The sequence below is a fragment of the Microbacterium sp. NPDC019599 genome (assembly GCF_040632175.1).
Taxonomy (GTDB): Bacteria; Actinomycetota; Actinomycetes; order Actinomycetales; family Microbacteriaceae; genus Microbacterium.
This window is the reverse complement of the sequence record NZ_JBEYBL010000011.1, coordinates 44,687-68,052: the sequence shown is the minus strand read 5'-3', so window position 1 is coordinate 68,052 and position 23,366 is coordinate 44,687. Positions and strand designations below refer to the sequence as shown.

The window sequence follows — 23,366 nt, the reverse complement described above, 5'->3', positions numbered from 1 at the left end:
GATACCCTGGAGTGTCACTCGTGTGGCTGTCTTGCCACGCCCGGGCACGGTTCGTCCGGCCCAAGTGACTCGCACGACCACAATCCGCTTCGCTTCGGCAGAGGCATCCGCTCGCCCTCGCGCGATCGGTGCTCGAGCCGGGCCCGACATCCCAAACCAACAAGGACAACCCACTACATGACTACCGTAACGGCCGCCCCGGCCACCAAGCAGATCGCGATCAACGACATCGGATCCGCTGAGGACTTCCTGGCTGCGGTCGAACTGACCATCAAGTCTTTCAACGACGGCGACCTCATCGAAGGCACCGTCGTGAAGGTCGACCGCGACGAGGTCCTCCTCGACGTCGGCTTCAAGACCGAGGGCGTCATCCCCTCGCGCGAGCTCTCCATCAAGCACGACGTCGACCCCAACGAGGTCGTCAAGGTCGGCGACGCCGTCGAGGCGCTCGTTCTCCAGAAGGAGGACAAGGAAGGCCGCCTCATCCTGTCGAAGAAGCGTGCGCAGTACGAGCGCGCGTGGGGCGACGTGGAGAAGATCAAGGAGAACGACGGCGTCGTGACCGGTTCGGTCATCGAGGTCGTCAAGGGCGGCCTCATCGTCGACATCGGCCTCCGCGGCTTCCTCCCGGCTTCGCTCATCGAGCTGCGCCGCGTCCGCGACCTCACGCCGTACCTCGGCCAGGAGATCGAGGCGAAGATCCTCGAGCTCGACAAGAACCGCAACAACGTCGTGCTCTCGCGCCGCGCTCTGCTCGAGCAGACGCAGTCCGAGTCGCGCACCACGTTCCTCAACAACCTGCACAAGGGCCAGGTCCGCAAGGGCACCGTCTCGTCGATCGTCAACTTCGGTGCGTTCGTCGACCTCGGCGGTGTCGACGGTCTCGTGCACGTCTCCGAGCTGTCGTGGAAGCACATCGAGCACGCGTCCGAGGTCGTCGAGGTGGGCCAGGAGGTCACCGTCGAGATCCTCGAGGTCGACCTGGACCGCGAGCGCGTCTCGCTGTCGCTCAAGGCGACGCAGGAGGACCCATGGCAGGTCTTCGCCCGCACGCACGCGATCGGCCAGATCGCTCCGGGCAAGGTCACCAAGCTCGTCCCGTTCGGTGCGTTCGTCCGTGTCGCCGACGGCATCGAGGGCCTCGTGCACATCTCGGAGCTCTCCGGCAAGCACGTCGAGCTCGCCGAGCAGGTCGTCTCGGTCGGCGAAGAGGTCTTCGTCAAGATCATCGACATCGACCTCGAGCGTCGCCGCATCTCGCTCTCGCTCAAGCAGGCGAACGAGTCGGTCGACCCCTTCGGCACCGAGTTCGACCCGGCCCTCTACGGCATGGTCACCGAGTACGACGAGAACGGGGAGTACAAGTACCCCGAGGGCTTCGACTCGGAGACCAACCAGTGGAAGGAGGGCTTCGACGAGGCCCGCGAGGCGTGGGAGCAGGAGTACGCCGCCGCGCAGTCGCGCTGGGAGGCGCACAAGGCTGCCGTCGCCAAGGCCGCCGAGGCCGAGGCTGCCAACCCCATCGCCGACACCCCGTCGTCGTTCTCGTCCGACAGCGGCCCCTCGGGCACGCTCGCGGACGACGAGGCGCTCGCCGCTCTGCGCGAGAAGCTCTCGGGTCGCTGATCCTTCGCTGATCCGATCGCTTCGGTGATCGAGTAGCGCGAAGCGCGAATCGGGATCGGGCCGTCACCTTCGGGTGGCGGCCCTTTCTCGTCAGCGGGGGATGTCGGACCCCAGGGCTACTCTCGCCTGGTGCCCTCCCGCTGTCTTGTCGATGACGGATGCCGCGGCCCGGTGCCGGCGGACGCTCCGTTCCCGCTCTGCGAACTGCATCTCGCGGTCGCGGCGGACTGGGCGGCGTCGGCGTACGGCGTCACTGACGCGCTGCCGTCGCCGTGCCGGCTCTGCGGCTCGCGGCTCGGCATCCGTCTGCCCTCCGGCTGGATCTGCGCGACGTGCGAGTGGCGCCACGGCGAGCTCGTGGACGGCGAGCTTCCTCCGCCGCGCCTCGACGTCGTCTACTACCTGCGGTACGCGGACCGCGTGAAGATCGGCACGACGTCGAATCCGCGCCGGCGCTTCGCCGCGATCTGGCACGACGACCTGCTTGCGCTCGAGCGCGGAGACCGGCGCCTCGAGCACGCCCGGCACGTGCAGTTCGCGACCGAGCGCTTCGGCACGACGGAGTGGTTCGCGATCTCGGACGCGCTCATGGCGCACCTCGACGGCGTCCGGGGCGGCATCGAGCCGTGGGACGCGTATGCGCGCTGGGTCAGCGAGGCGACCGCGCTCCGGGGATGAGCGCTCAGCCCTCGACGGCGGCGAGCTCTTCGGCCGGGTGCGGGACGGATGCCGGGGCCTCGGCCGCCGGGGCCTCCGGCGCCGGGGCCACTGCCGGGGCAGGAGGAGCCTCAGCCGGGGCTTCAGCCGTCGCCGGCGTCTCGGCTGTCACCGGCGCCTCGGCTGCCTCGGCCTCCTCCGCCGGCTCGACGGCGGCCTCCGCGGGCGCGTCCCCCGGCGGCGGGGACACGGCCGCATCTTCCGCAGGCGGCGGGTCGGCCGGCGCGAGCTCCTCTGTCGTCGGCACGGCGACCTCCTCGACGGACGTGGGCGCGGCATCCTCCGGTGCCGTCAGGGGAGCGGCCGCCATGGCGAACGAGGTCGGCGGAGGGATGATCTCACCGCCTGCTCCCACGGTCCACCCGGCGAAGAGCAGCGCCGGATCGACGGAGGCGTCGGCGAGGCTCTGCGCCGTGACGGGGCCGCAGATGCTCGTCGGAGCCGGATCGGGCCCCGCCCACGGCAGTGCGCTCTCGTCGACGTCGAACGTGCACGGATCGTCGAACACGTTGTCGAAGCCCTGAACCGTGAACTTCAGGCCCGGGGTGGATCCCGTGTGCGAGCACGAGATGGTCGTGATCGCCACCTGGTTCCGCACGCTCATGAGCGTTCGGAACAGGTCGCACGCGGGCTCGCCCCAGCCCCGCGGCTCGGGCTGCGGGTCGAGGGGCTCGAACGTGTCGGGGTCGAGATCGACCCGATCCAGCGCCTGTGCGCCGTACTCGTTGAGCGCGCCCGTGAAGAACGCGTTCCCGAGGTCTGTCCGGCCGAGGCAGTGCGCGAGTCCCGCGACGTACATCACCGTGTAGCGTGGCGTGTTGAACTGCCACATGAAGTCGTCGACGGTCGCCGCGAGGAAGTCGATCGCGCTGCTGCACGCCGTGCGCAGCGCTCCATACGCGGGGCCGTCATTGCCCGTCACGCTGACATCCGTCGGCGGGAGCCCCCACGTGTAGACGACCGGCTCGGGGTCGGGATCGCCGCCTGAGCCGCCGCCGGATCCCCCCGAGCCCCCGTTGCCGCCCGAACCACCCGAACCACCCGAACCACCCGAGCCCCCGCTGCCGCCCGCACCACCGGAGCCACCGGACCCGCCCGAGCCCCCGCTCCCGCGCGAGTCGCCCGCGTCGCCATCGCCGCCCGACGGCGGCGGCGCGTCCGATCCACCGTCCCCCGGCGGAGCGATCTCCTCGTCGGCGGGGGGACCGGCATCCGTCTCCTCGTCATCGGAGATCTCGACGTCGATCCCCGCGTCCTGGTCGTCCGACCCGGTGTCGGTGCCCGAGTCGTCCTCGCCCGCCGACTCCTCGGTGACCGGCGAGTACTCGCCGCACGCCGCGAGCCCGGCCGGGAGGAGCGCGAGGACGGCGCAGAGCGCGAGCGCGCGGAGCGTCGTGAGCGGTGGGCTGGTCATGTCGAGTCCTCCTCGCAGGGCGGGTAGGCGGCATCCCGATTCGTGCCGTCGATGTCCCGGACGAAGCTGTAGCGCAGCGTCTCGGCACCGATCGGCAGGACGACGACGACGCCGTACTGCGGCGTCCATCCGTCCGAGATGAGGAAGTAGTTGCCTCCCGTTGATTCGAGGAGGCGCAGGCCGCGGTAGTGATACCTCAGGTCGCCGCCTTCGCCGAGACACGACGTCTCGACGCCCGGTGCGACGATGTCGAGCGGCTCGGCGCTGTCGACCTCGACGCTCGGCAGGGTCGAGACGTGGTCGGGAAAGTCCCGCGCGAGCTCCGTGCCCTCGACAGTCGCGAAGTTCGTCGCCGACCAGAAGAGACCGACCGCGACCAGGACCGCGACGGACCCTCGCAGCACGCCGTCGGTGAGCGGTGCGAAGCCGACGGAGTCGGGGAGGTGCGAGCGCAGCGACAGGCTGTACAGGAAGAGCAGCAGGCCGCCCGCGCACACGAGGGGCGCCGCGACGTACGTGACGGCGTAGCCGATGAGCCACAGCGCGATGCCGAAGAGGAAGATCCCGACCGCGACGACCCAGAGCCAGCGTGCCACGAGCTGCACGACGGGATCGTCCTGACCGCGACGCACGCGCCGCCGCTGCCACCACTGGTCGAACCCGACCCACACGAGCCCCGCGATCGCCGCGACGATCGGCAGGATGAAGACGGAGCGGACGCTGCGGCGCACGTAGTCGTCGACCGTCATACCGAGGATCGCCTCGTCGATCCCGAGGAGCGTCGCCATGCGGTCGCTGCGGACCCACCCGAAGTAGACGAGGAGGGCCGTCAGGACACCGACGTTGACGAGCACGGCGAGCAGCGCCTTGACCATCCCGCCGCGGAGCGCCTGACTGCCCCCGCTCTCGGCGTCCTCCTGGTCGAACGGCGCACCGTCGTCGTCGGATCCCGAAACCGCAACCACCCCCTGTGTCCTTTCTCCGTCGCTGCTGCGTCAGCGATCCCCCGGAGGAGCGAACACCTGCTGGTTCATGCGCACCATACACCCCGCCCACCGGCGCCGACCATCTTCTGCACGGCCCCGGACACGCGGGATGCTGGGGGCACAGCATCCACAGCGCAATCAGAGCATCGCGATATAGCGTGAGGATCCCCACAGACGACGGAGGACACGATGGGATTCCTGGACCGCCTGTTCGGCACCGACAACGCCAACCGGCAGGTGCCGCCTGTTCCGCAGAACCCCTACGGCACGCAGCCGTACGGACAGCCGGCCTACCCCCAGCAGCCCTACGCGCAGCAGGGTGCACCCGGCGCGCAGCCGCCCAAGAGCGCCGACGAGATCGCGATCGAGCGCTACCGCTACCTCCTGCGCACCGCTCCGCCCGAGACGATCGAGCAGGTGCACGCCGAGGCCTTCTCGAAGCTCTCGCCCGCGCAGCGGCAGCAGGTCCTCGCCGACCTCAAGGCCGGGCTCCCGCCCTACGAGCAGCCGCGCGCCGACGATCCGCGCACGCTCGCGCGCGCCGCGACCCGCGCCGAGTACATGAACCCCGGGTTCATGGAGCGCACGCTGGGCAATCGGGGCCGAGGCGGACCCTCGTTCGGCTCGACGGTCGGCGGATCGCTGCTGGGCACCGTCGCGGGCTTCGTCATCGGCTCGGCGCTCGTGAGCTCGTTCATGGCACCCGGCCTCGCCTACGACGCGGGCTACCAGGACGGGTCGGCGGACGCCGGCGGCGACACCGGGTCCGACCAGGGCTCGGATGCGGGAGCGGCGGATGCCTCGGGCTTCGGCGACCCCGGATCCGGCTGGGGCGGCGACAGTGGCGGCTTCGGCGACTTCGGCGGGGGAGACTTCGGCGGCGACTTCGGGTTCTGACCCCGCACCGCGGGCAGGGGACGTGGCATCCTCGTCCCATGCCCCTTGTCGCGCTCACCGGCGGAATCGCCTCCGGCAAGTCCACGATCGCCGCCCGCCTCGCTGAGCACGGCGCCGTCGTCGTGGACGCCGACGCCATCGTGAGGGACGTGCAGCAGCCCGGGTCGCCCGTCCTCGCCGACATCGCGGCGGAGTTCGGCGCGTCGATGATCCGGACCGACGGCACGCTCGACCGCGCAGCGCTGGGCGCCAAGGTGTTCGGGAACGACGACGCCGTCACGCGCCTCAACGCGATCGTCCACCCGGCCGTCCGGCTCGAGTCCGCGCGCCGCTTCGCCGAGGCCTTCGCCGCGGACCCCGACGCCGTCGTCGTGTACGACGTGCCCCTTCTCGTCGAGGCGCGCGTCGACGACCCGTGGCAGCTCATCGTCGTCGCGCACGCACCCGCCGACGTCCGTGCCCGCCGCCTCGTCGAGCTGCGCGAGATGAGCGAGACGGATGCCGAGGCCCGCATCGCGTCGCAGGTGTCGGACGATGCGCGGCTCGCCGTCGCGGACGTAGTCATCGACACCGCGGGCACGGTCGAGGAGACGCTGCGGCAGACCGACGAGCTGTGGGCCGCACTGCCCGAGCACATCGCGGCGCGCGCGGCCCGCTGAGCGCGCCGGCGCGGCCCGCTGACCTTCCGGGCGCGATCATCCCGGGAGTACTCTGAGCGCGCACAAGGAGGTGCGACATGAGCGTTTTCTCGAGGTTCCGGCGCCACAAGACCCCGTACGAGGCGGTCACCGAGGAGGAGCGGATGGCGCGATACGTCTACCTGCTCAACACGCTCCCGACGAGCGTCATCGAGAAGGCGCACGCCTCCGCGTTCAAGGACGTTCCGCTCGAGCAGCGGCGCGAGATGTTCGAGCAGCTGCGGCCTTTCATGGCGGAGTCCGAGAAGGAGGCGGCGGCCGACGATCCCGCATTCCTGGCGAAGCTGTACGGGCGGGCGCTCGAGCGCCGCGCGGCCCACGAGAACGGCGGGACGGATGCTTCGGCCATGACGACCGACACCCGTCAGCGCGACGCCCGCGACGACGTCGATCCGTTCGACATCCTGCGCAACACCGGCGCGACCGCGGTGGTGACGTCGCAGTTCGTCACCGGCGCCACGGTGTCGACCTACTTCCTGTTCGGCGCCGGGTCGCTCACGCTCGACCAGCAGCCGGGGTGGATCGGCGACATGGTCAACGTCGACGGAGCGAACGTCGGCGGATTCGACGGCGGCGGGGGCGGTTACGACGGCGGCGGCTTCGGCGGATTCGACGGCGGCGGCTTCGGCGGATTCGACGCAGGCGGCTTCGGCGGCGACGGCGGTGGCGGCGGCTGACGCCGGAAGCGCACAGCATCCCGTTCCGCTGACACTCCCGCGGGAGCCGGCTTCGCGCGCCCGCACACGATGACCCGGCTCGTCCCGCGTCTGCAGACGGCGAGCCACCCGCCACGCGCCCGCGATCCCTGCGGCGCAGGGGAGCTCGCGGTAGCGTCTGGCCATGTCCTCGTCGACCGCGTCCGCGCGTGCAGGCGGTGTCCAGCGAACACGTGAGCGCGCCCTGCTCCTGAACCAGCTCATGTTCGGGGGCGTCGTGCTGCTCGCGATCATCCTGATCATCGGGACGGACGTCATCCAGAACGTGACGGCGTTCGCCGCGGCGACCCTGCTCATCTTCGTCGCGACCGGTGCGGCGATCATCGCGCCCTGGGACAGGCTTCCGTTCCTCGTCGGCATGCTCCTTCCGGTCACGGACGCCGTCGTCATCACCCTGCTCATCGCCGCGAGCCCCGATACGGGACTCGAGATCCTCTGGGTGTTCCCGGCGATGTGGCTCGGCGCAGCGCTCGGCCTGATCGGGGTCGGTGTCGCGACCCTTCTCGCGACCGTCGGATACTGGACGGTCATCGGGCTCGACCCCTCCCGACCGTTCACCGCGTCGGTGGTCATCGTGCCCATCACGGTCGCTGCCGTGGCGACGGCATCCCACCTGTCGGCTCGGCGCGACGGCGCGCATCGACTGCTGCTGGAGCGGCATTCCAAGCAGCTCCGTCAGTCCGTGGAGCGCGCCCGTCACCAAGAGGACCTCATCACGGACGTGCTGGATGCGGTCGACTTCGGGGTGGCGCGCCTGCGCGTCGACGGGTCACTCGTCGTGACGAACGAGGCGAACGCGAGGATGCCGCAGCGATCGAGCGACGTCGTCCGTGCTTTCGCGGCCGACGGCCTCACGGCGCTCGAGCCGCGGGACCTTCCGCTCGCACGGGCCCGACAGGGGGAGTTCTTCGAGGACGAGCTCGTCTGGTACGGCCGTCCGGGCGACGACAGGCGCCGCGCCGTGCGCACGACGGCTCGGCCGGTGTTCGACACCGACCTGCAGCACGACGGCGCCATCGTGGTCTCGCGCGACGTCACGGCTGAAGAGCTCGCCCTCCGCGCCCGCGAAGACCTGGTCGCGTCCGTGTCGCATGAGCTGCGCACTCCGCTCACCTCGATCACCGGCTATCTCGACCTGGCGCTCGACCACTCCGACCTGCCGCAGTCCGCTCGCCGCAGCCTCGAGATCGTGCAGCGCAACGTCGAGCGGCTCCTGGAGCTCGTGTCGGACATCCTCGCGACCTCCACGGCATCCCGTCGCGGCGTGGAGCTCACGATCCACAGGGAGAGGACAGATCTCGCACCGGTCGTGCAGGCGGCGATCGAAGCCGCGACCCCACGAGCCGCCGAGCGCGAGATCTCCATCGACGGTTCCGGCATCGAGGAGACGATCGTCCATGCCGACGCCGGCCGTATCAGGCAGGTCGTCGACAACCTGATCTCGAACGCGATCAAGTACGGGCGAGACGGCGGTCGCGTGGAGATCGGGACGACGCACGACCGGGATCATGCCTGGATCGTCGTGCGGGACGACGGGCGCGGCATCTCGCAGGAGGAGCTTCCGCGATTGTTCGAGCGCTTCTTCCGTTCGGACGCGGTGCGCAAGACGACCACCCACGGAAGCGGCCTGGGCCTGGCCATCAGCCGCGACATCGTCCGCGCCCACGGCGGCGAGATCACGGTGCAGAGCGCGCTGGATGAGGGGAGCACCTTCATCGTCCGGCTTCCCCTCCCCAGAGCAGAAGGAGCATCCGTATGACGCCGGTCCTGGCGACGACGCTCCTCACCGCGACAGTCGTCGTGACGTGCGGCGTGCTGTTCCTGCTCGAGACCCTCGCGCGACGCGATACGCTCGCGGGCCGCATCTGGTCGATGGCATTCCTCGCCGGCATCCTCACTGTCGTCTGCTACCTGCTCTGGGCGATCGCACCCGATGGACGCGCGTGGATCGCGATCTCGTTCGGCAACGCGGCGCTCGTGGCGACGGTCGGATGCCTGTGGCTCGGGGCGAGCGCACTCAACGGGCACCGGCTCCGGTGGACCGTCGGAGCTGTGCTCGTGCTCTGCCTCGTCACCATGGCCGCGGCGCTCGCCGAAGGACCGGACGGCGGCGATTGGGCGGGAGGCGTCGCGATGTTCCTCTCCGTCGCCGTCGTCGCGCTGGGCGGGGCCATCGAGACGAGGCGCGGGCGGATGGGCGAGACGATCCTCTCCCTCGCGCTGACCGCGGTCCTCGGCATCACCGCGGGCTACTACCTCGGCAGGACCGTGGTGTTCGTCGTCGTCGGTCCGGACAGCACGCTGTTCCAGACCTACTTCGGCGGCTTCACGACCGCTGTGCTGACCGTCGTGCTCACGATCGTCGCCATGATGACCGGTTCGATCCTGCGTGGCCGTGACTCCGCCCGGCGACGTTCGGAGGAATCCGAGGCCGTCTCGGCCGGTGGCGCAGACGTCCTCGCCGCGCGGGCCTTCGACCGCGCGACGACGGCCGTGATCTCGAGGGCGGAAGCCAATGCCGAGCTGTTCGCGCTCATCGTGCTGCGCATGGACGACCTGCCGCAGATCGGCATGGCATTCGGGACGGCCGCACAGGCCGAGGTGGCGGCGCAGTGGCGGGACGGAGTACGTCGATATGCCCCGTCGATGTCCATCGTGGGTGAGGGCGGCCCGACGACGATGCTCGTCGCCCTCCAGCCTTCGACTGCCGGTGAGGCGAGGCGGATCGCGAGTCGCATCCACCGTCGAGTGATCGACGTCTACACCGGCAGCCCCGAGACGCCCACTCCAGTCATGGGTGTCGGCGTCGCCGTGAGCGAGACGTTCGGCTACGACGGGGCTGCGCTGCGTCGCGCTGCCGAGGATGCCGCGTTCGTCTCCGCCGCGAGTCCCGACGCCTCCGTCGTCGTCGCCGGGCTGTCGTAGCTCAGCTCGCGGTCAGACGGTAGCCGACACCGCGGATCGTCTCGATCCACCGCGGCTGGACGGCGGACTCTCCGAGCTTGCGTCGCAGGTTCGCGACGTGGACCTCGATGGCCCGGGTGTCGTGCTCGCTGACGAACCCGCTCGCGCCGGTGTGTCGCTCGCCGCGGAGCATGATCGCGAGGTCCGTCTTGCTCACCACTCGCCGGCCCGACTCCATCAGATCGGCCAGGATGTCGAATTCGCTGCGGGTCAGGTCCAGTTCCGTGCCATCCGCCGACGCCAGGCGCATCTCCGGGTGCACGCGAAGACCCCGGTGGACGAGCCAGCCGGCATCGGCGCGCTCTTCCACGGGTTCGGATGCCGCGGCGACGGACTTCTCCGGATGTGACGCGGTCACGCGCGGTCGGCGCAGCATCGCCTCGACGCGCGCGCGGAGCTCCCTCGGACGGAACGGCTTGGTCATGTAGTCGTCCGCACCGGCCTGGAGGCCCTGCAGAGTGTCGATCTCGTCCGCCCGAGCCGTGAGCATGACGATGTACGTCTGGCTCACGGCGCGGATCCGCTTCGCGGTCTCGAATCCGTCCATGCCGGGCATGCTGACGTCGAGGGTCGTGACGATCGGGTCATGCTGTCGGACCAGCTCCAGCCCGTCGGCCCCGGTCCCGGCGGCGTGGATCGTGAAGCCGGCTTGCTCGAGCACTTCGCCGATGAGCCCGCGGATATCGGGATCGTCCTCGATCACGACCGCGATGTTCGAACCAGTCACCGTGTCCCTCCACGCGTCAGCACCGACCTGGTCAGGGGCATCCGTGATGATATCGCGGAACAGTCGATTGAATGCGTCCCCGGGCATTCCCTCACCCTTCCCTGTCAGCGCAGCGCTTCGTGCGGAGTCACCCGCACATCACGGATTGACCGGTCTTGTTCTCGTAGACGGTGAAGAACGGGTTCGTGAACCACTCGGGCGTCTTGCCCGTGACCAGCGGGAGCTTCGCGCAGGTCCAGCCGTTCGTCGGCGTGAACTGCGCCCCGGTGGCGACGCCGGCGTTCGTCCAGGCGAACGAGCCGCCCGCACCCGACGCGGTGGACAGATCCACCGAGAAGTCGAGATGCCGGGCTCCGACCGCGCTGGTCGTGATGTAGTAGTTCCGGACCCGGTTGCCGGGGGTTCCCCACTCGTCGTACCGGAGACCCGTCACCGCACAGGGCATCGGCTTGCCGGCGGCGTCGACCGCGGTGCACGTGTTCTTCGCGGACGACCACGTGCCGGCGGTGACGGTCGCAGACGTGTGGGTCTTGTCGGTCCAGGCCGCGCTCGTGGGCTGGACGACGGTGGAGGCGGCCCACATCCCCGCCATGAGCATGACGATGCCCAGGACCGCGGTCACACTCCGCAGCGGCGACCATCGGGCGCGCCTCGCGCTTCTCCGGCGAGCCGGGCCGGCGGCGCTCCCCCCCAGGGCGCCGCCGGCCGTCGTCCTCGCTGCCCCGATCATGGGGTGACCGTCGCCGTCGCCGTGCCGCGTCGGGCGCGCGGGGCACGGACCGGTGCCGGAACGAGGAGTGTGATTCCGAGGAGTCCGACGATCCCGAGGACCAGCGGGATCGCGACGGGCGGCGTCGTCAGGCGCTGCACGGCGGTTCCCCAACCGCCGAGCTGCACTGCCGGCTGCCACACCGTCTCGCCCACGAAGTAGTCGAGCGCGTCGGAGGCCTCGTTGTTGTCACCCTTCATCGAGATCCGGTACTCGCCGTCGCCGAGGGATTGGATCGCCTCGACGCGGTGGGTGACGAGGTTGTGCGTCAGGTCGGACGGCAGGCTGACGACGTCCCCCACTTCGACCTCAGAGGTCGGAATCGGGGTGTCGACGAGCAGGTCACCCGTCATGATGCCGGGCTCCATGGAGCCCGAGATGACGATCAGCGGCTTGATGATGCCCGCTGCCGTCGCGCCCCAGACCAGGGCGCATCCGACTCCCACCGCTGCCAGACCCCAGAGCACGGCGAGCGCGAGCTTGCGCAGGATCTCCATCGTGTCGTCCCCTCTGTCAGCGGTGGAAGTCGGAATTCTCGGTTGCAGGTCAGGCCGTGGCCGTGCCTGCGACGGTCACGATGATCGTGCCCGTCTTGCCCTGGTTGGTCGCCGCCCAGTCGGCGGGAGCCGTGACGGTGAGCTGGAACTGATCGGTGGGCGCCGAACCCGTCGACGGCGAGAGCGTCGCCGCGAGCCCCGTGACGGAGGCGGTCGGGTTGGTCGTGAAGGTCGAGCCGGCAGCCCACTCCACGCTCGACGTCAGCGCGGCCGAGACCGAGCCGAGGTTCTTGACGTAGAGGTTGATCGTGCGCGTCTCGCCGGGAAGCATGTTCGCGAGCTGCGCCGCCGGAACGACGAGTTCGATCGCGCCCTTGTTGTCGGACTGCTTCCAGGTGGTCCCGTCGAGCGAGCCCTGGAGGTCGAAGGTCGCAGCCTGCGCCTGCGCCGAGAAGAAGACGTTGTCCGTCCACGCGGCACTGGTCGCCGCGGCGCCGATTCCGCCCACTGCAAGGAGGGCGAGGCCGACTGCGATGACCGGACGGCCCTTGCGGCGGCGCTGCTCCTCCGGCTGCCCGCCGGTCTCGACGGTGGAGATCTCACTCATGATGTGCCCTTTCGAATGGTGTGAAGCTGGTGAACGGGGGCTTGCCTCCCCCGAAGTCGTGGTGCCGATCTCTCGACAACATCAACGGTATGAAGCGACCCTCAGGCCTCCCTCAAGCCAGGCTCAAGTCCTCCTTTGCTTCTCGGAAGGGTCGTGGCGGATGCGCCGAAGAGGACGTCATCGATCCAGGCGGCGCTCGTCCCAGCGGTGCCGATACCGGCGACGGCGTTGAGGAGTACGCGAGCACAAGACCCCGCCACGCGTGGACGCTCGCGCCTTACGGGCGCGCCGACGCCGGGAGTACCCTGGGCGCACGCACAAGGGGGTGCGCCATGAGCGTCTTCTCGAGGTTCCGCCACAAGGATCGGCACGAGCCCATCACCGACGACGAGTGGATCGCGAGGTATTTCTATCTGCTCGATCGCCTGCCCGGCGACGTGATCGAGAAGGGCCACGCGAGCGTGCTCAAGGCAGTGCCGGACGAAAAGCGCGCGGCGCTGCTGGAGATGCTCCGGTCGTCTCTGCCACGCGAGGAGCGCGGTGCCACGTCCGACGATCCGAAGTCGCTCGCGACACTCATGGGTCGCGCGAACGCTCGCCGGCTCGAGCGGGCGGACCGGTCGACGGATGCTGTCGAGACGGACATCGAGTCCAACGCGCCGGCGGCCGCACGCGGTGCCGACGACCTCATCGCCGTGCTGCGTGCCGCGGGTCTGCTCCCAGCGCTCGCAGTGGACTTCATGCTCACGGGCGCCGTGAGCTCGTACTTCCTGCGCGGGCCGGGCGCGCTCGGACTGGCTTACGAGCCGCAGTGGGTGTGGGCGCTTGCGGACCCGCATGCGGCCGGATTCGACGCGGGTGTGGCGGGCCGGTTCGACGCCGGCTACCGGTTCGATTCCCCACCCATCGTCGGCGGCGGTGGGGCTGGTGCGGTCGGCGGCGAGGCCACAGGCGGGTAGGCGTTCGCTCGGCGCACGAACACGAAGGAGGCCTGCGACATGGGAATCTTCTCCAGATCTCGGCACGACAAGGAGCCACTCGAAGAGATCACCGGCGAAGAGCGGATGCTGCGCTATCTGCATCTGCTCGGCACACTGCCGCCCACAGTGATCGAGAAGGCCCACGCGAGCGTCTTCAAGGCGGTCCCCGTCGAGCAGCGAAGGGAGATCGCCCATCGCCTGCAGCCTCCCTCGTCCGACACCGAACGGGACGCGGCATCCGATGATCCCAGGGTTCTCGCGGCGCTCTTCGCGCGCGCGGTCGAGCGCCGCGCGCAGCCTCAGAAAGAGATCGCTTCCGAAAGCGAGGCGATCGCCGACGCAGACCCGTTGGAGGTACTCCGCGACGTGGGGGCTGCAGACCTCGTGGCCTCGCGATTGATCACGGATTACGCCGTCTCGACCTACTTCCTGTATGGAGCGGGCTCGCAGACACTCGATCAGCAGCCAGCCTGGGTCGTGGAGATGGTCAACCTGGCGGGCGGAGAGGCAGGGGGACAGGTGATGGACAGCCTTTCCGGCTTCGCGGGTGGGAACGACGCTTACCGCGGCAGCGCCGTCACAGGCGGCGCCGGCTGAGGCGGGTAGCCTTTCGATCGCGGCGCATCCGAGGAACTGCGCCCGACGGAGGTTCGGCATGGCTCAGGGCCCGAGGCGCATCGCGGACTGGACGCTCGAGCAGAAGGAGGAGATCTACCTCCAGCTCTTCGCGATCCTCCCGCCGCCCCTGCTCGATGCTGCCCATACACGCGCGTTCGCCGTCCTGTCGGATTCGTGGCGCGGCATCGCCGCGGACGGGCTCGCCCTCGATCGGACGGTGCTCGGAGCGGATGCCGTCAGTCCGGGGCTCCTCTCCGGGACCCTCCGCATGCGACTGGACCGCGGCGAGCCCGTGCCGTTCATCGGCTGGCTCGCCCTCGTTGCCGACGAGGTCTTCGCGGACTTCTTCGTGCAGTCGTTCCTCGCGCGGACCCTGAGGCAGCCGGGACTGCCCGACCCGCCGCGCTTCGCGGAGCCCTGGATCCGCACGCTCCCCGACCACCTCCCGCCGCCGGGGGCCTGGCGCCCGGACGGGACGTTCGACGTCATCGGGCCCAATCCGCACGGCTTCCGCCCGTATGACACGGGCGAATTCAGCGACGACCGTTACGACGGCTGAGCGCACAGCATCCGCCCCTCGCGAACGCCGGCCCCGGTGTCGGAACCACTGCCTACCCTGGATGGGTGCAGACCACACGTTCCGTGCGGCCCTTCGAGGTCATCAGCGAATTCGCGCCCAACGGCGATCAGCCGCAGGCGATCGCCGAGCTCGCGGCGCGCATCAATGCCGGCGAGACCGACGTCGTGCTGCTCGGCGCGACCGGCACGGGCAAATCGGCGACGACGGCGTGGCTCGTCGAGGCCGTGCAGCGACCGACCCTCGTGCTCGCGCACAACAAGACCCTTGCGGCCCAGCTCGCGAACGAGTTCCGCGAGCTCATGCCGCACAACGCCGTCGAGTACTTCGTCAGCTACTACGACTACTACCAGCCCGAGGCCTACGTCCCGCAGACCGATACCTTCATCGAGAAGGACTCGTCGATCAACGCGGAGGTCGAGCGGCTGCGCCACTCGACGACGAACTCGCTCCTGAGCCGCCGCGACGTCGTCGTCGTCTCGACCGTCTCGTGCATCTACGGCCTCGGCTCGCCCGAGGAGTACCTGCGCGCCATGGTCGCGCTCCAGGTGGGCGAGCAGTACGACCGCGACGCGCTCATCCGCAAGTTCATCGCGATGCAGTACAACCGCAACGACGTCGACTTCTCGCGAGGCAACTTCCGCGTGCGGGGCGACACGATCGAGATCATCCCCGTGTACGAGGAGTTCGCGATCCGCGTCGAGATGTTCGGCGACGAGATCGAGGCGCTGTACATGCTGCATCCGCTCACGGGCGACGTCATCCAGCGCATGGACTCGGTGCCGATCTTCCCCGCGACGCACTACGCGGCCGGCACCGAGACGGTGCAGCGTGCGATCGGCACGATCGAGCACGAGCTCGAAGAGCGGCTGAAAGAGCTCGAGAGCCAGAACAAGCTCCTCGAGGCGCAGCGTCTGCGCATGCGGACGACGTTCGACCTCGAGATGCTGCAGCAGCTCGGGTTCTGCTCGGGCATCGAGAACTACTCCCGGCACCTCGACGGGCGGATGCCGGGCGAGCCGCCGCACACGCTCCTGGACTTCTTCCCCGACGACTTCCTCATGGTGATCGACGAGTCGCACGTCACGGTGCCGCAGATCGGGGCCATGTACGAGGGGGATGCCTCGCGCAAGCGCACGCTCGTCGAGCACGGCTTCCGGCTGCCCAGCGCCCTGGACAACCGGCCGCTGCGGTGGGACGAGTTCAAGAACCGCGTCGGGCAGACCGTCTACCTCTCGGCGACGCCGGGGCGCTACGAGATGGGCATCGCCGACGGCGTCGTCGAGCAGATCATCCGCCCGACGGGCCTCGTCGACCCCGAGATCGTCGTCAAGCCGTCCAAGGGGCAGATCGACGACCTCCTCGAAGAGATCCGCATCCGTGCGGAGCGCGACGAGCGCGTCCTCGTGACGACGCTGACGAAGAAGATGGCCGAGGAGCTCACCGACTTCCTCGGCGAGCACGGCGTGCGCGTGCGCTACCTCCACTCCGACGTCGACACGCTCCGCCGCGTCGAGCTGCTCAGCGAGCTGCGCGCCGGCGTCTACGACGTGCTCGTCGGCATCAACCTCCTCCGCGAGGGACTCGACCTCCCCGAGGTGTCGCTCGTGTCGATCCTCGACGCCGACAAGGAGGGATTCCTGCGCAGCGGCACGTCCCTCATCCAGACGATCGGCCGCGCCGCCCGCAACGTCTCGGGCCAGGTGCACATGTACGCCGACACCGTGACCGACTCGATGCGCAACGCGATCGAAGAGACCGACCGCCGTCGCGACAAGCAGATCGAGTACAACCGGGCGAACGGGATCAACCCGCAGCCCCTGCGCAAGCGCATCGCCGACATCACGGAGGTGCTTGCGCGCGAGGCGTCCGACACGGACCGGATGCTGCGGGGCAAGGCCGCGGCGAAGACCAAGTCGGGCATGGGCAAGAGCCCCACTCCGCAGCTGCGGCGCGCGGGGATCGCGGCAGAGGGAGCCGAGCAGCTCGAGGCGACGATCGCCGATCTCAGTCAGCAGATGCTCGCCGCCGCCGGCGAGCTCAAGTTCGAGCTCGCGGCACGGCTGCGCGACGAGGTCCAGGACCTCAAGAAGGAGCTGCGGGCGATGGAGCGCGCGGGCCACGCCTGACCCGCGCCGCGTCGCTCAGGAACCGGCCAGGGCTACGGGCAGTGCATGAGCGGCTTCGGCCCGGACCGGTCGAAGGTGTGCTCGCTCATCGCGCGACCGCACAGAGGGCAGGCGCGTTCGGCGCGCTCCTGCACCGACGGCGGGGGAGTCGTCTCGTAGGGCCCGACCGCAGCGGGACCGGCGAGCTTGATGAGCCGCGAGTTGAACCAGGCGTACCACCCGCCCGCCTCTCGCACGCGGGCGCGCAGCGAGGTCGGTTCGTCGGGAGAGGCATCCATTCGTTCCACGATGCTTAGTGTACTAAACATTAGGCGATGTAGGATCGATGCCGTGGACCCCCGCGACGACCTGCTCAAGCTCGAGAACCAGCTCTGCTTCGCTCTCGTGACGGCGGCGCGCAACGTCGTGGCGCTGTACCGGCCCGTGCTCGAGCCGCTCGGTCTGACGCATCCGCAGTATCTCGTGATGCTCGCCCTCTGGGAGCAGTCGCCCCGGTCGCTCGGCGACCTCGCGGACGAGCTGGCCATGGAGTCTGCGACCCTCTCGCCCCTCGTCAAGCGCCTCGAGACGCAGGGCCGGCTCACGCGGTCACGGCGGCCGGGGGACGAGCGCATCCTCGAGATCGCCCTGACCGACGCGGGGCGCGCGCTGCGCCGACAAGCGCTCGAGGTCCCGCAGCAGATCATGCAGCAGACGGGGATGGATGCCGAGCAGCTCGGGGCGCTGCGCGACGGGCTCATCCCCTTCGCGGGCGGCCGCGCGCGGCGTGAGCCGGTCGCTCCGGCATCGTGATCGCCCTCGACAGGGGCGGGACGCGATCCCGGGCGCCGCGCGACGGCGTGTCACACCGGATGCTGCGCGTATCGGCTCTGCGTCGGTTCGATGAACTTCGCATCTTCCCCTAGGCATCCTCCGAGCGATTTCCTAGGCTCACTGTCGAGGCCCCGAACTCACGGCCATCGCCGCGCGCCGAGGGCATGTCCATCCGACAGAAGAGGAACGCACATGCGAATGCGGTCATACCCCGACCACAGCACACCGACACGTCGCAGGCTCGCGACGGGCGCAGCGGTCGCCGCCGTCGCGCTCGGCGCCGGCCTGCTCGCGGCACCCCCCGCTCAGGCGGCAGATCCCGTCATGATCGACCTCGTCACGGTCAACGACTTCCACGGGCGCATCGAGCAGGCGTTGCCGGCCGGGGGCATCGCGGCCCTCGCGAACGCCGTCAACGACATCCGGGCGACCAACCCCAACACGGTGTTCGCTGCGGCCGGCGACATGATCGGCGCCTCGACCTTCACGTCCTTCATCCAGGACGACGAGCCGACGATCGATGCGCTCAACCTTGCCGGACTCGACGTGAGCGCCGCCGGCAACCACGAGTTCGACCGGGGATGGGTCGATCTTCGCGACCGCGTTCAGGACCGCGCGGCCTGGGAGTACATCGCGGCGAACGTCTGGGACACCGAGACGAACGACTACGCGCTCGCGCCGTACTGGACGGAGGACGTCGGCGGAATCCGGATGGGCTTCATCGGCGCCGTCACCGAGGAGCTCCCCGCGCTCGTCAGCCCCGCAGGCATCGCGACGCTCGATGTGAACCCGATCGTCGAGAGCGTCAATGCCGTGGCCGACGACCTCACCGACGGCATCGAAGCCAATGGCGAGGCGGACGTGCTGGTGCTCCTCGTGCACGAGGGCGCCTCCCAGCCGACGATCGAATCGGCCACGGATCTGAGCACGCCGTTCGGCAAGATCGTCGCCGGTGTGAGCGACGACGTGCAGGCGATCGTCTCGGGCCACACCCACCAGGCCTACAACTTCGTGATCGACGGCCGCCCGGTCATCTCCTCGGGTCAGTACGGCGAGAAGTTCAGCGACATGAAGATCTCGGTCGACCCCGACACCAAAGAGGTCCTGTCGATGGTCAACACCGTCTACTCGATGACGACGGGCAGCGGCGCCACCGGCGATCCGTACGTGTTCAAGACCGAGTACACGCCGGGTCCGGCGGAGCAGCCGATCGTCGATCTCGTCGCCCAGGCGACCGCCTTCGCGAAGATCGAGGGTGCGAAGAAGGTCGGCGACATCACGGCGAGCTTCCAGCGCGGCATCCAGCCTCGTACGCCGACGCCGACCGATCCGTCCACGACGCAGGAGTCGCGTGGCGCCGAGTCGACCCTCGGCAACTTCGTCGCGGACGTCCAGCTCGACCAGGCGCAGGTGCGCTTCCCCGACACCCAGATCGCGTTCATGAACCCGGGCGGCCTGCGCGCCGACCTCCGGTACCCGAGCGGCGGCGCCGGCGATCCGGATGGGAACGTCACGTACGCGGAGGCGGCCGGCGTCCAGCCGTTCGCCAACACGCTCGTGACCATGACGCTCACCGGCGCCCAGCTCAAGTCCGTGCTGGAGGAGCAGTGGCAGCCCGCCGCGGCATCCCGTCCGTTCCTGAAACTGGGTGTGTCGAAGGGCCTGACGTACATCACGGACTATGCGGCTCCTGCGGGCTCGCACATCACGAACCTCGAGTTCGAAGGTGCGCCGGTCGATCCGGCCGCGACGTACCGCGTCGTGGTGAACTCGTTCCTCGCCTCCGGCGGTGACAACTTCTTCACCCTCGGCCAGGGGACGAACAAGGCGGATTCCGGCCTCGTCGACCTCGAGGCGATGGTGGCGTGGTTCACGCTCAACGGCGAAGCCACTCCCGACCTCGCTCAGCGCTCCATCGGCGTCGCTCTCTCGCCCGCGGCCTCGGCCAACGGATACGAGGTGGGCACCCAGGTGAAGGTCGACCTGTCGTCCCTCGACTTCACGCAGACGCCCACGCCGGCGACGTCGGTGACGGTCTCCATCGCGGGCACCGATGTGGGCACGGCATCCATCGACCGCACGCTCATCCCGCTCACGGACGAATTCGGCAAGGCGTCGCTCACCGTCGTGATTCCGGAGGGTGCGACCGGCGGGGCGCCGTTCGGCGCCGCGGTCGTCGTGCCGATCCAGGTCACAACCTCGACGGGGACGACCTTCGACGTGCCGATCTCGGTCTTCGACCGCGCCTCGTCCACCACGACGGGCGCCCCGAACAAGACGGTCGCGAACTCGAAGGGCAACGGCGTGATCCAGTACATGGGCACCATCACGGCGGAGTCGGGAGTGCCTGTCACGGGCATCGCGAAGATCTACGACGGCGACCAGGTCATCGCGACCATCACCCTCGAGGCAGCCGACCAGGGCGCGGTCAAGCTCAAGCTGCCGAAGCTCGCCGCCGGCTCGCACCCGCTGAAGCTCGTCTACGAGGGCAGCGCGACGGTGCAGCCGTCGACGAGCGCGACGGTGACGGTCCAGGTCAAGTAGCCGCGACGCCGCACACGATCGGATGCCGCGGGGCCACGTGCCCCGCGGCATCCGTCGTCCTCCCGGCCCTTTCCCAGCCCGCCTTCGCCACCGGCGAACGGCTCCCAGAGCCCATGTCGGAGGCCCCGCCTAGACTTGTCGGGTGCCCATCGTCCCTGTCGCCGCGCCCGGAATCCCCAGCTCGAATGCCGTCGTGAACCGCGGCGCAGCCGGGCACCTCAGCGTGCGCGGCGCCCGCGTGCACAACCTCAAGGACGTCGATCTCGACATCCCCCGCGACTCGCTCGTGGTCTTCACGGGGCTGTCCGGCTCCGGCAAATCGAGCCTCGCCTTCGACACGATCTTCGCCGAGGGCCAGCGCCGCTACGTCGAGTCGCTCAGCGCCTACGCTCGCCAGTTCCTCGGGCAGGTCGACCGTCCGGACGTCGACTTCATCGAGGGCCTGAGCCCCGCCGTCTCGATCGACCAGAAGTCGACCAACCGCAACCCCCGCTCGACGGTCGGCACGATCACCGAGATCCACGACTACATGCGGCTCCTCTGGGCCCGCATCGGCGTGCCGCACTGTCCCGAGTGCGGCGAGGTCATCCAGCGCCAGACGGTGCAGCAGATCGCCGACCAGCTCATGGACCTCCCCGATCGGACGCGGTACCAGATCGTCGCCCCCGTCGTGACGCAGAAGAAGGGCGAGTTCGTCGACCTCTTCCGCGAGCTCGGCGCGAAGGGCTACGCCCGCGCGATCGTCGACGGCGAGCTCATCCAGCTGGCCGAGCCGCCGACCCTCAAGAAGAGCTACAAGCACGACATCGCGGTCGTCGTCGACCGTCTCGTCGCGAGCCCCGACATCCTGAGCCGCGTCACCGACTCGGTCGAGACGGCGCTGAGCCTCGCGGGCGGCATCGTGCAGGTCAACTTCGTCGACGAGGAGGGGGATGCCGCATGGCAGAGCTTCTCCGAGAAGCTCGCGTGCCCCAACGGACACCCCCTGCAGCTCACCGAGATCGAGCCGCGGACGTTCTCGTTCAACGCGCCGTTCGGCGCGTGCCCCGCCTGCTCGGGCCTGGGCACGCGCATGTCGGTGGATGTCGAGCTCATGCTCGGAGACGAGGACCAGTCCATCCGCGAGGGTGTCCTCATCCCGTGGACGACGCAGGGCAAGGGGCTCTTCCAGTACTACGAGCGCCTCCTCGAAGGCCTCTCGCACGACCTGGGCTTCTCGCTCGACACGCCGTGGCGGATGCTGCCGGCCGCTGTCAAGGAGGCGGTCCTGCGCGGCGAGAATTACAAGGTCACGGTGCGCTGGAAGAACCGGTACGGGCGCGAGATGCGCTACTCGTCGGGGTTCGAGGGCGTCGTGCCGTACATCGAGCGCCAGTACATGCAGGCCGAGTCCGACGCGCAGCGCCAGCGCTGGGCCGACTACCTCCGCGAAGTGCCGTGCCCCGTGTGCGACGGCGCGCGCCTCAAGCCCGAGGTCCTCGCGGTGCTCGTGCACGGGCACTCGATCGCTGACGCCTCGCGCCTCAGCCTCGCCGATGCGCAGGAGTACTTCGCCAAGCTCGAGCTGACGCCGCGCGAGGCCGTCATCGCTGCCCAGGTGCTGCGCGAGATCCGGCTGCGGCTCGAGTTCCTCATCCAGGTCGGGCTCAACTACCTCAACCTCAGCCGGTCGGCCGGCTCGCTCTCGGGCGGCGAGGCGCAGCGCATCCGCCTCGCGACGCAGATCGGGTCGGGGCTCACGGGCGTCCTCTACGTCCTGGACGAGCCGTCGATCGGGCTGCACCAGCGCGACAACCGCCGCCTCATCGAGACGCTCGTCAAGCTCCGCGACCTCGGCAACACGCTCATCGTCGTGGAGCACGACGAGGAGACGATCCACGCGGCCGACTGGATCGTCGACATCGGCCCGCGCGCCGGCGTCGACGGGGGAGAGGTCGTCCACTCCGGCCCGCTCGCGTCGCTCCTGGAGGACCGCGCCTCGATCACGGGCGACTACCTCGCCGGCCGCCGCGAGATCCCGACGCCGAAGAAGCGCCGTCGCATCGACAAGGGCCGGCAGATCACGGTGGTAGGCGCGCGCGAGAACAACCTCAAGAACGTCACCGTCGACTTCCCGCTGGGTGTCCTGACGGCGGTGACGGGCGTGAGCGGCTCGGGCAAGTCTTCGCTCGTCAACGACATCCTGTACGAGGTGCTCGCGACCCGCCTCAACGGCGCGCGCCGTGTCGCAGGCAAGCACACGCGCGTCACGGGCCTGGACAACCTCGACAAGGTCGTGCACGTCGACCAGGCCCCGATCGGCCGCACGCCGCGCTCGAACCCCGCCACCTACACGGGCGTCTTCGACCGCATCCGTACCCTGTTCAGCGAGACGCCCGAGGCGAAGGTCCGCGGCTATCAGCCCGGCCGCTTCAGCTTCAACGTCAAGGGCGGGCGCTGCGAGGCGTGCTCGGGCGACGGCACGATCAAGATCGAGATGAACTTCCTGCCCGACGTGTACGTCGACTGCGAGGTCTGCCACGGGAAGCGCTACAACCGCGACACGCTCGCCGTGCACTACAAGGGCAAGAACATCGCCGAGGTCCTCGAGATGCCCATCTCGGAGGCCGCCGAGTTCTTCGAGCCGATCCAGGCGATCCACCGCTATCTGCGCACGCTCGTCGACGTCGGTCTCGGGTACGTGCGGCTCGGCCAGTCGGCCACGACCCTGTCGGGCGGCGAGGCGCAGCGCGTCAAGCTCGCGACGGAGCTCCAGCGCCGCTCCAACGGCCGCTCGATCTACGTCCTCGACGAGCCGACGACGGGTCTGCACTTCGAGGACGTCCGGCGCCTCCTCGAGGTCCTGGGCGGCCTCGTCGACAAGGGCAACACCGTCATCGTCATCGAGCACAACCTCGACGTCATCAAGTCGGCGGACTGGATCATCGACCTGGGCCCCGAGGGCGGCTCGGGCGGCGGCGAGGTCATCGCGACGGGGACCCCCGAGCAGGTCGCGCGCAACGAGCGCAGCCACACGGGCGCCTTCCTCGCCGAGGTGCTCGGCATGCGGCGGGGCGACGCGGCAGAAGTGCGCAAGGCCGGCTGAGG

Annotated in this window: 21 protein-coding genes; 14 read left to right on the top strand and 7 right to left on the bottom strand. The window is 69.6% G+C overall.

Annotated features, from left to right (window positions below):
- The first annotated feature begins 177 nt into the window (after positions 1-177).
- Together rpsA and ABZ477_RS16745 are read left to right on the top strand one after the other, a co-directional pair.
- Positions 178-1,626, top strand: a complete 1,449-nt coding sequence (gene rpsA, locus ABZ477_RS16750) for a 30S ribosomal protein S1 (protein WP_360135502.1) — start codon at positions 178-180, stop codon at positions 1,624-1,626.
- A gap of 171 nt (positions 1,627-1,797) precedes the next feature.
- A complete protein-coding gene (locus ABZ477_RS16745) occupies positions 1,798-2,304 on the top strand; it encodes a GIY-YIG nuclease family protein (RefSeq protein WP_360135500.1) in 507 nt (168 codons plus the stop codon).
- 4 nt (positions 2,305-2,308) lie between these two features.
- Here ABZ477_RS16745 and ABZ477_RS16740 read toward each other — a convergent pair whose 3' ends face one another.
- Together ABZ477_RS16740 and ABZ477_RS16735 are read right to left on the bottom strand one after the other, a co-directional pair.
- Positions 2,309-3,757, bottom strand: a complete 1,449-nt coding sequence (locus tag ABZ477_RS16740) for a hypothetical protein (RefSeq protein WP_360135498.1) — start codon at positions 3,755-3,757, stop codon at positions 2,309-2,311.
- Complete coding sequence (locus ABZ477_RS16735) at positions 3,754-4,722, bottom strand: hypothetical protein (protein WP_360135496.1); 969 nt, start codon at positions 4,720-4,722, stop codon at positions 3,754-3,756. Before ABZ477_RS16735 ends, ABZ477_RS16740 begins: the two co-directional genes overlap by 4 nt.
- 210 nt (positions 4,723-4,932) lie before the next feature.
- Here ABZ477_RS16735 and ABZ477_RS16730 point away from each other — a divergent pair, with 210 nt between their 5' ends.
- The 5 genes from ABZ477_RS16730 (at position 4,933) to ABZ477_RS16710 (ending at position 9,979) form a co-directional block, all read left to right on the top strand.
- Positions 4,933-5,640, top strand: a complete 708-nt coding sequence (locus ABZ477_RS16730) for a hypothetical protein (protein WP_360135494.1) — start codon at positions 4,933-4,935, stop codon at positions 5,638-5,640.
- Between the two features lie 38 nt (positions 5,641-5,678).
- The gene (coaE, locus tag ABZ477_RS16725) at positions 5,679-6,299 is read left to right on the top strand and encodes a dephospho-CoA kinase (RefSeq protein WP_360135492.1); all 621 of its coding nucleotides are present in this window, start codon (positions 5,679-5,681) and stop codon (positions 6,297-6,299) included.
- 77 nt (positions 6,300-6,376) lie between these two features.
- Positions 6,377-7,015, top strand: coding sequence for a hypothetical protein (locus tag ABZ477_RS16720; protein WP_360135490.1), 639 nt, complete (start codon positions 6,377-6,379; stop codon positions 7,013-7,015).
- A 163-nt stretch (positions 7,016-7,178) separates the two neighbouring features.
- Positions 7,179-8,813: a HAMP domain-containing sensor histidine kinase gene (locus ABZ477_RS16715; RefSeq protein WP_360135488.1), complete on the top strand. Its 1,635-nt coding sequence runs from the start codon at positions 7,179-7,181 to the stop codon at positions 8,811-8,813.
- Complete coding sequence (locus ABZ477_RS16710; protein ID WP_360135486.1) at positions 8,810-9,979, top strand: hypothetical protein; 1,170 nt, start codon at positions 8,810-8,812, stop codon at positions 9,977-9,979. The genes ABZ477_RS16715 and ABZ477_RS16710 overlap by 4 nt, the downstream gene beginning before the upstream one ends.
- Before the next feature lies 1 nt (position 9,980).
- On the opposite strand, the gene ABZ477_RS16705 is transcribed toward ABZ477_RS16710, so the two are convergent.
- The 4 genes from ABZ477_RS16705 to ABZ477_RS16690 form a co-directional block, all read right to left on the bottom strand.
- The gene (locus tag ABZ477_RS16705; RefSeq protein WP_360135484.1) at positions 9,981-10,745 is read right to left on the bottom strand and encodes a response regulator transcription factor; all 765 of its coding nucleotides are present in this window, start codon (positions 10,743-10,745) and stop codon (positions 9,981-9,983) included.
- A gap of 127 nt (positions 10,746-10,872) precedes the next feature.
- Positions 10,873-11,367 carry a SipW-dependent-type signal peptide-containing protein gene (locus ABZ477_RS16700; RefSeq protein ID WP_360135482.1) on the bottom strand — a complete coding sequence of 165 codons (495 nt, stop codon included), beginning with the start codon at positions 11,365-11,367 and terminating at the stop codon, positions 10,873-10,875.
- Between the two features lie 104 nt (positions 11,368-11,471).
- Positions 11,472-12,011, bottom strand: a complete 540-nt coding sequence (locus ABZ477_RS16695) for a signal peptidase I (RefSeq protein ID WP_360135480.1) — start codon at positions 12,009-12,011, stop codon at positions 11,472-11,474.
- A 49-nt stretch (positions 12,012-12,060) separates the two neighbouring features.
- The gene (locus ABZ477_RS16690) at positions 12,061-12,618 is read right to left on the bottom strand and encodes a hypothetical protein (RefSeq protein ID WP_360135478.1); all 558 of its coding nucleotides are present in this window, start codon (positions 12,616-12,618) and stop codon (positions 12,061-12,063) included.
- Positions 12,619-12,950: 332 nt separating this feature from the next.
- Between ABZ477_RS16690 and ABZ477_RS16685 the strand changes: the two genes are divergently transcribed.
- From ABZ477_RS16685 to uvrB, 4 genes are all read left to right on the top strand, one after another.
- The gene (locus ABZ477_RS16685) at positions 12,951-13,577 is read left to right on the top strand and encodes a hypothetical protein (protein WP_360135476.1); all 627 of its coding nucleotides are present in this window, start codon (positions 12,951-12,953) and stop codon (positions 13,575-13,577) included.
- Positions 13,578-13,616: 39 nt separating this feature from the next.
- Entirely contained in the window at positions 13,617-14,195 is a 579-nt protein-coding gene (locus tag ABZ477_RS16680; protein WP_360135474.1) for a hypothetical protein, read from the top strand.
- 58 nt (positions 14,196-14,253) lie between these two features.
- On the top strand, positions 14,254-14,775 hold the full coding sequence (locus tag ABZ477_RS16675) for a hypothetical protein (protein WP_360135472.1): 522 nt from the start codon (positions 14,254-14,256) through the stop codon (positions 14,773-14,775).
- A gap of 65 nt (positions 14,776-14,840) precedes the next feature.
- The gene (gene uvrB / locus ABZ477_RS16670; RefSeq protein WP_360135470.1) at positions 14,841-16,922 is read left to right on the top strand and encodes an excinuclease ABC subunit UvrB; all 2,082 of its coding nucleotides are present in this window, start codon (positions 14,841-14,843) and stop codon (positions 16,920-16,922) included.
- 32 nt (positions 16,923-16,954) lie between these two features.
- Here the strand turns inward: uvrB and ABZ477_RS16665 are convergent, their stop codons facing one another.
- Complete coding sequence (locus tag ABZ477_RS16665) at positions 16,955-17,200, bottom strand: hypothetical protein (protein WP_360135701.1); 246 nt, start codon at positions 17,198-17,200, stop codon at positions 16,955-16,957.
- 52 nt (positions 17,201-17,252) lie between these two features.
- Here ABZ477_RS16665 and ABZ477_RS16660 point away from each other — a divergent pair, with 52 nt between their 5' ends.
- From ABZ477_RS16660 to uvrA, 3 genes are all read left to right on the top strand, one after another.
- Positions 17,253-17,714 carry a MarR family transcriptional regulator gene (locus ABZ477_RS16660; RefSeq protein ID WP_360135468.1) on the top strand — a complete coding sequence of 154 codons (462 nt, stop codon included), beginning with the start codon at positions 17,253-17,255 and terminating at the stop codon, positions 17,712-17,714.
- A gap of 213 nt (positions 17,715-17,927) precedes the next feature.
- Entirely contained in the window at positions 17,928-20,279 is a 2,352-nt protein-coding gene (locus ABZ477_RS16655) for a 5'-nucleotidase C-terminal domain-containing protein (protein WP_360135466.1), read from the top strand.
- 193 nt (positions 20,280-20,472) lie between these two features.
- A complete protein-coding gene (gene uvrA / locus ABZ477_RS16650) occupies positions 20,473-23,364 on the top strand; it encodes an excinuclease ABC subunit UvrA (RefSeq protein WP_360135699.1) in 2,892 nt (963 codons plus the stop codon).
- The last annotated feature ends 2 nt before the right edge of the window (positions 23,365-23,366 follow it).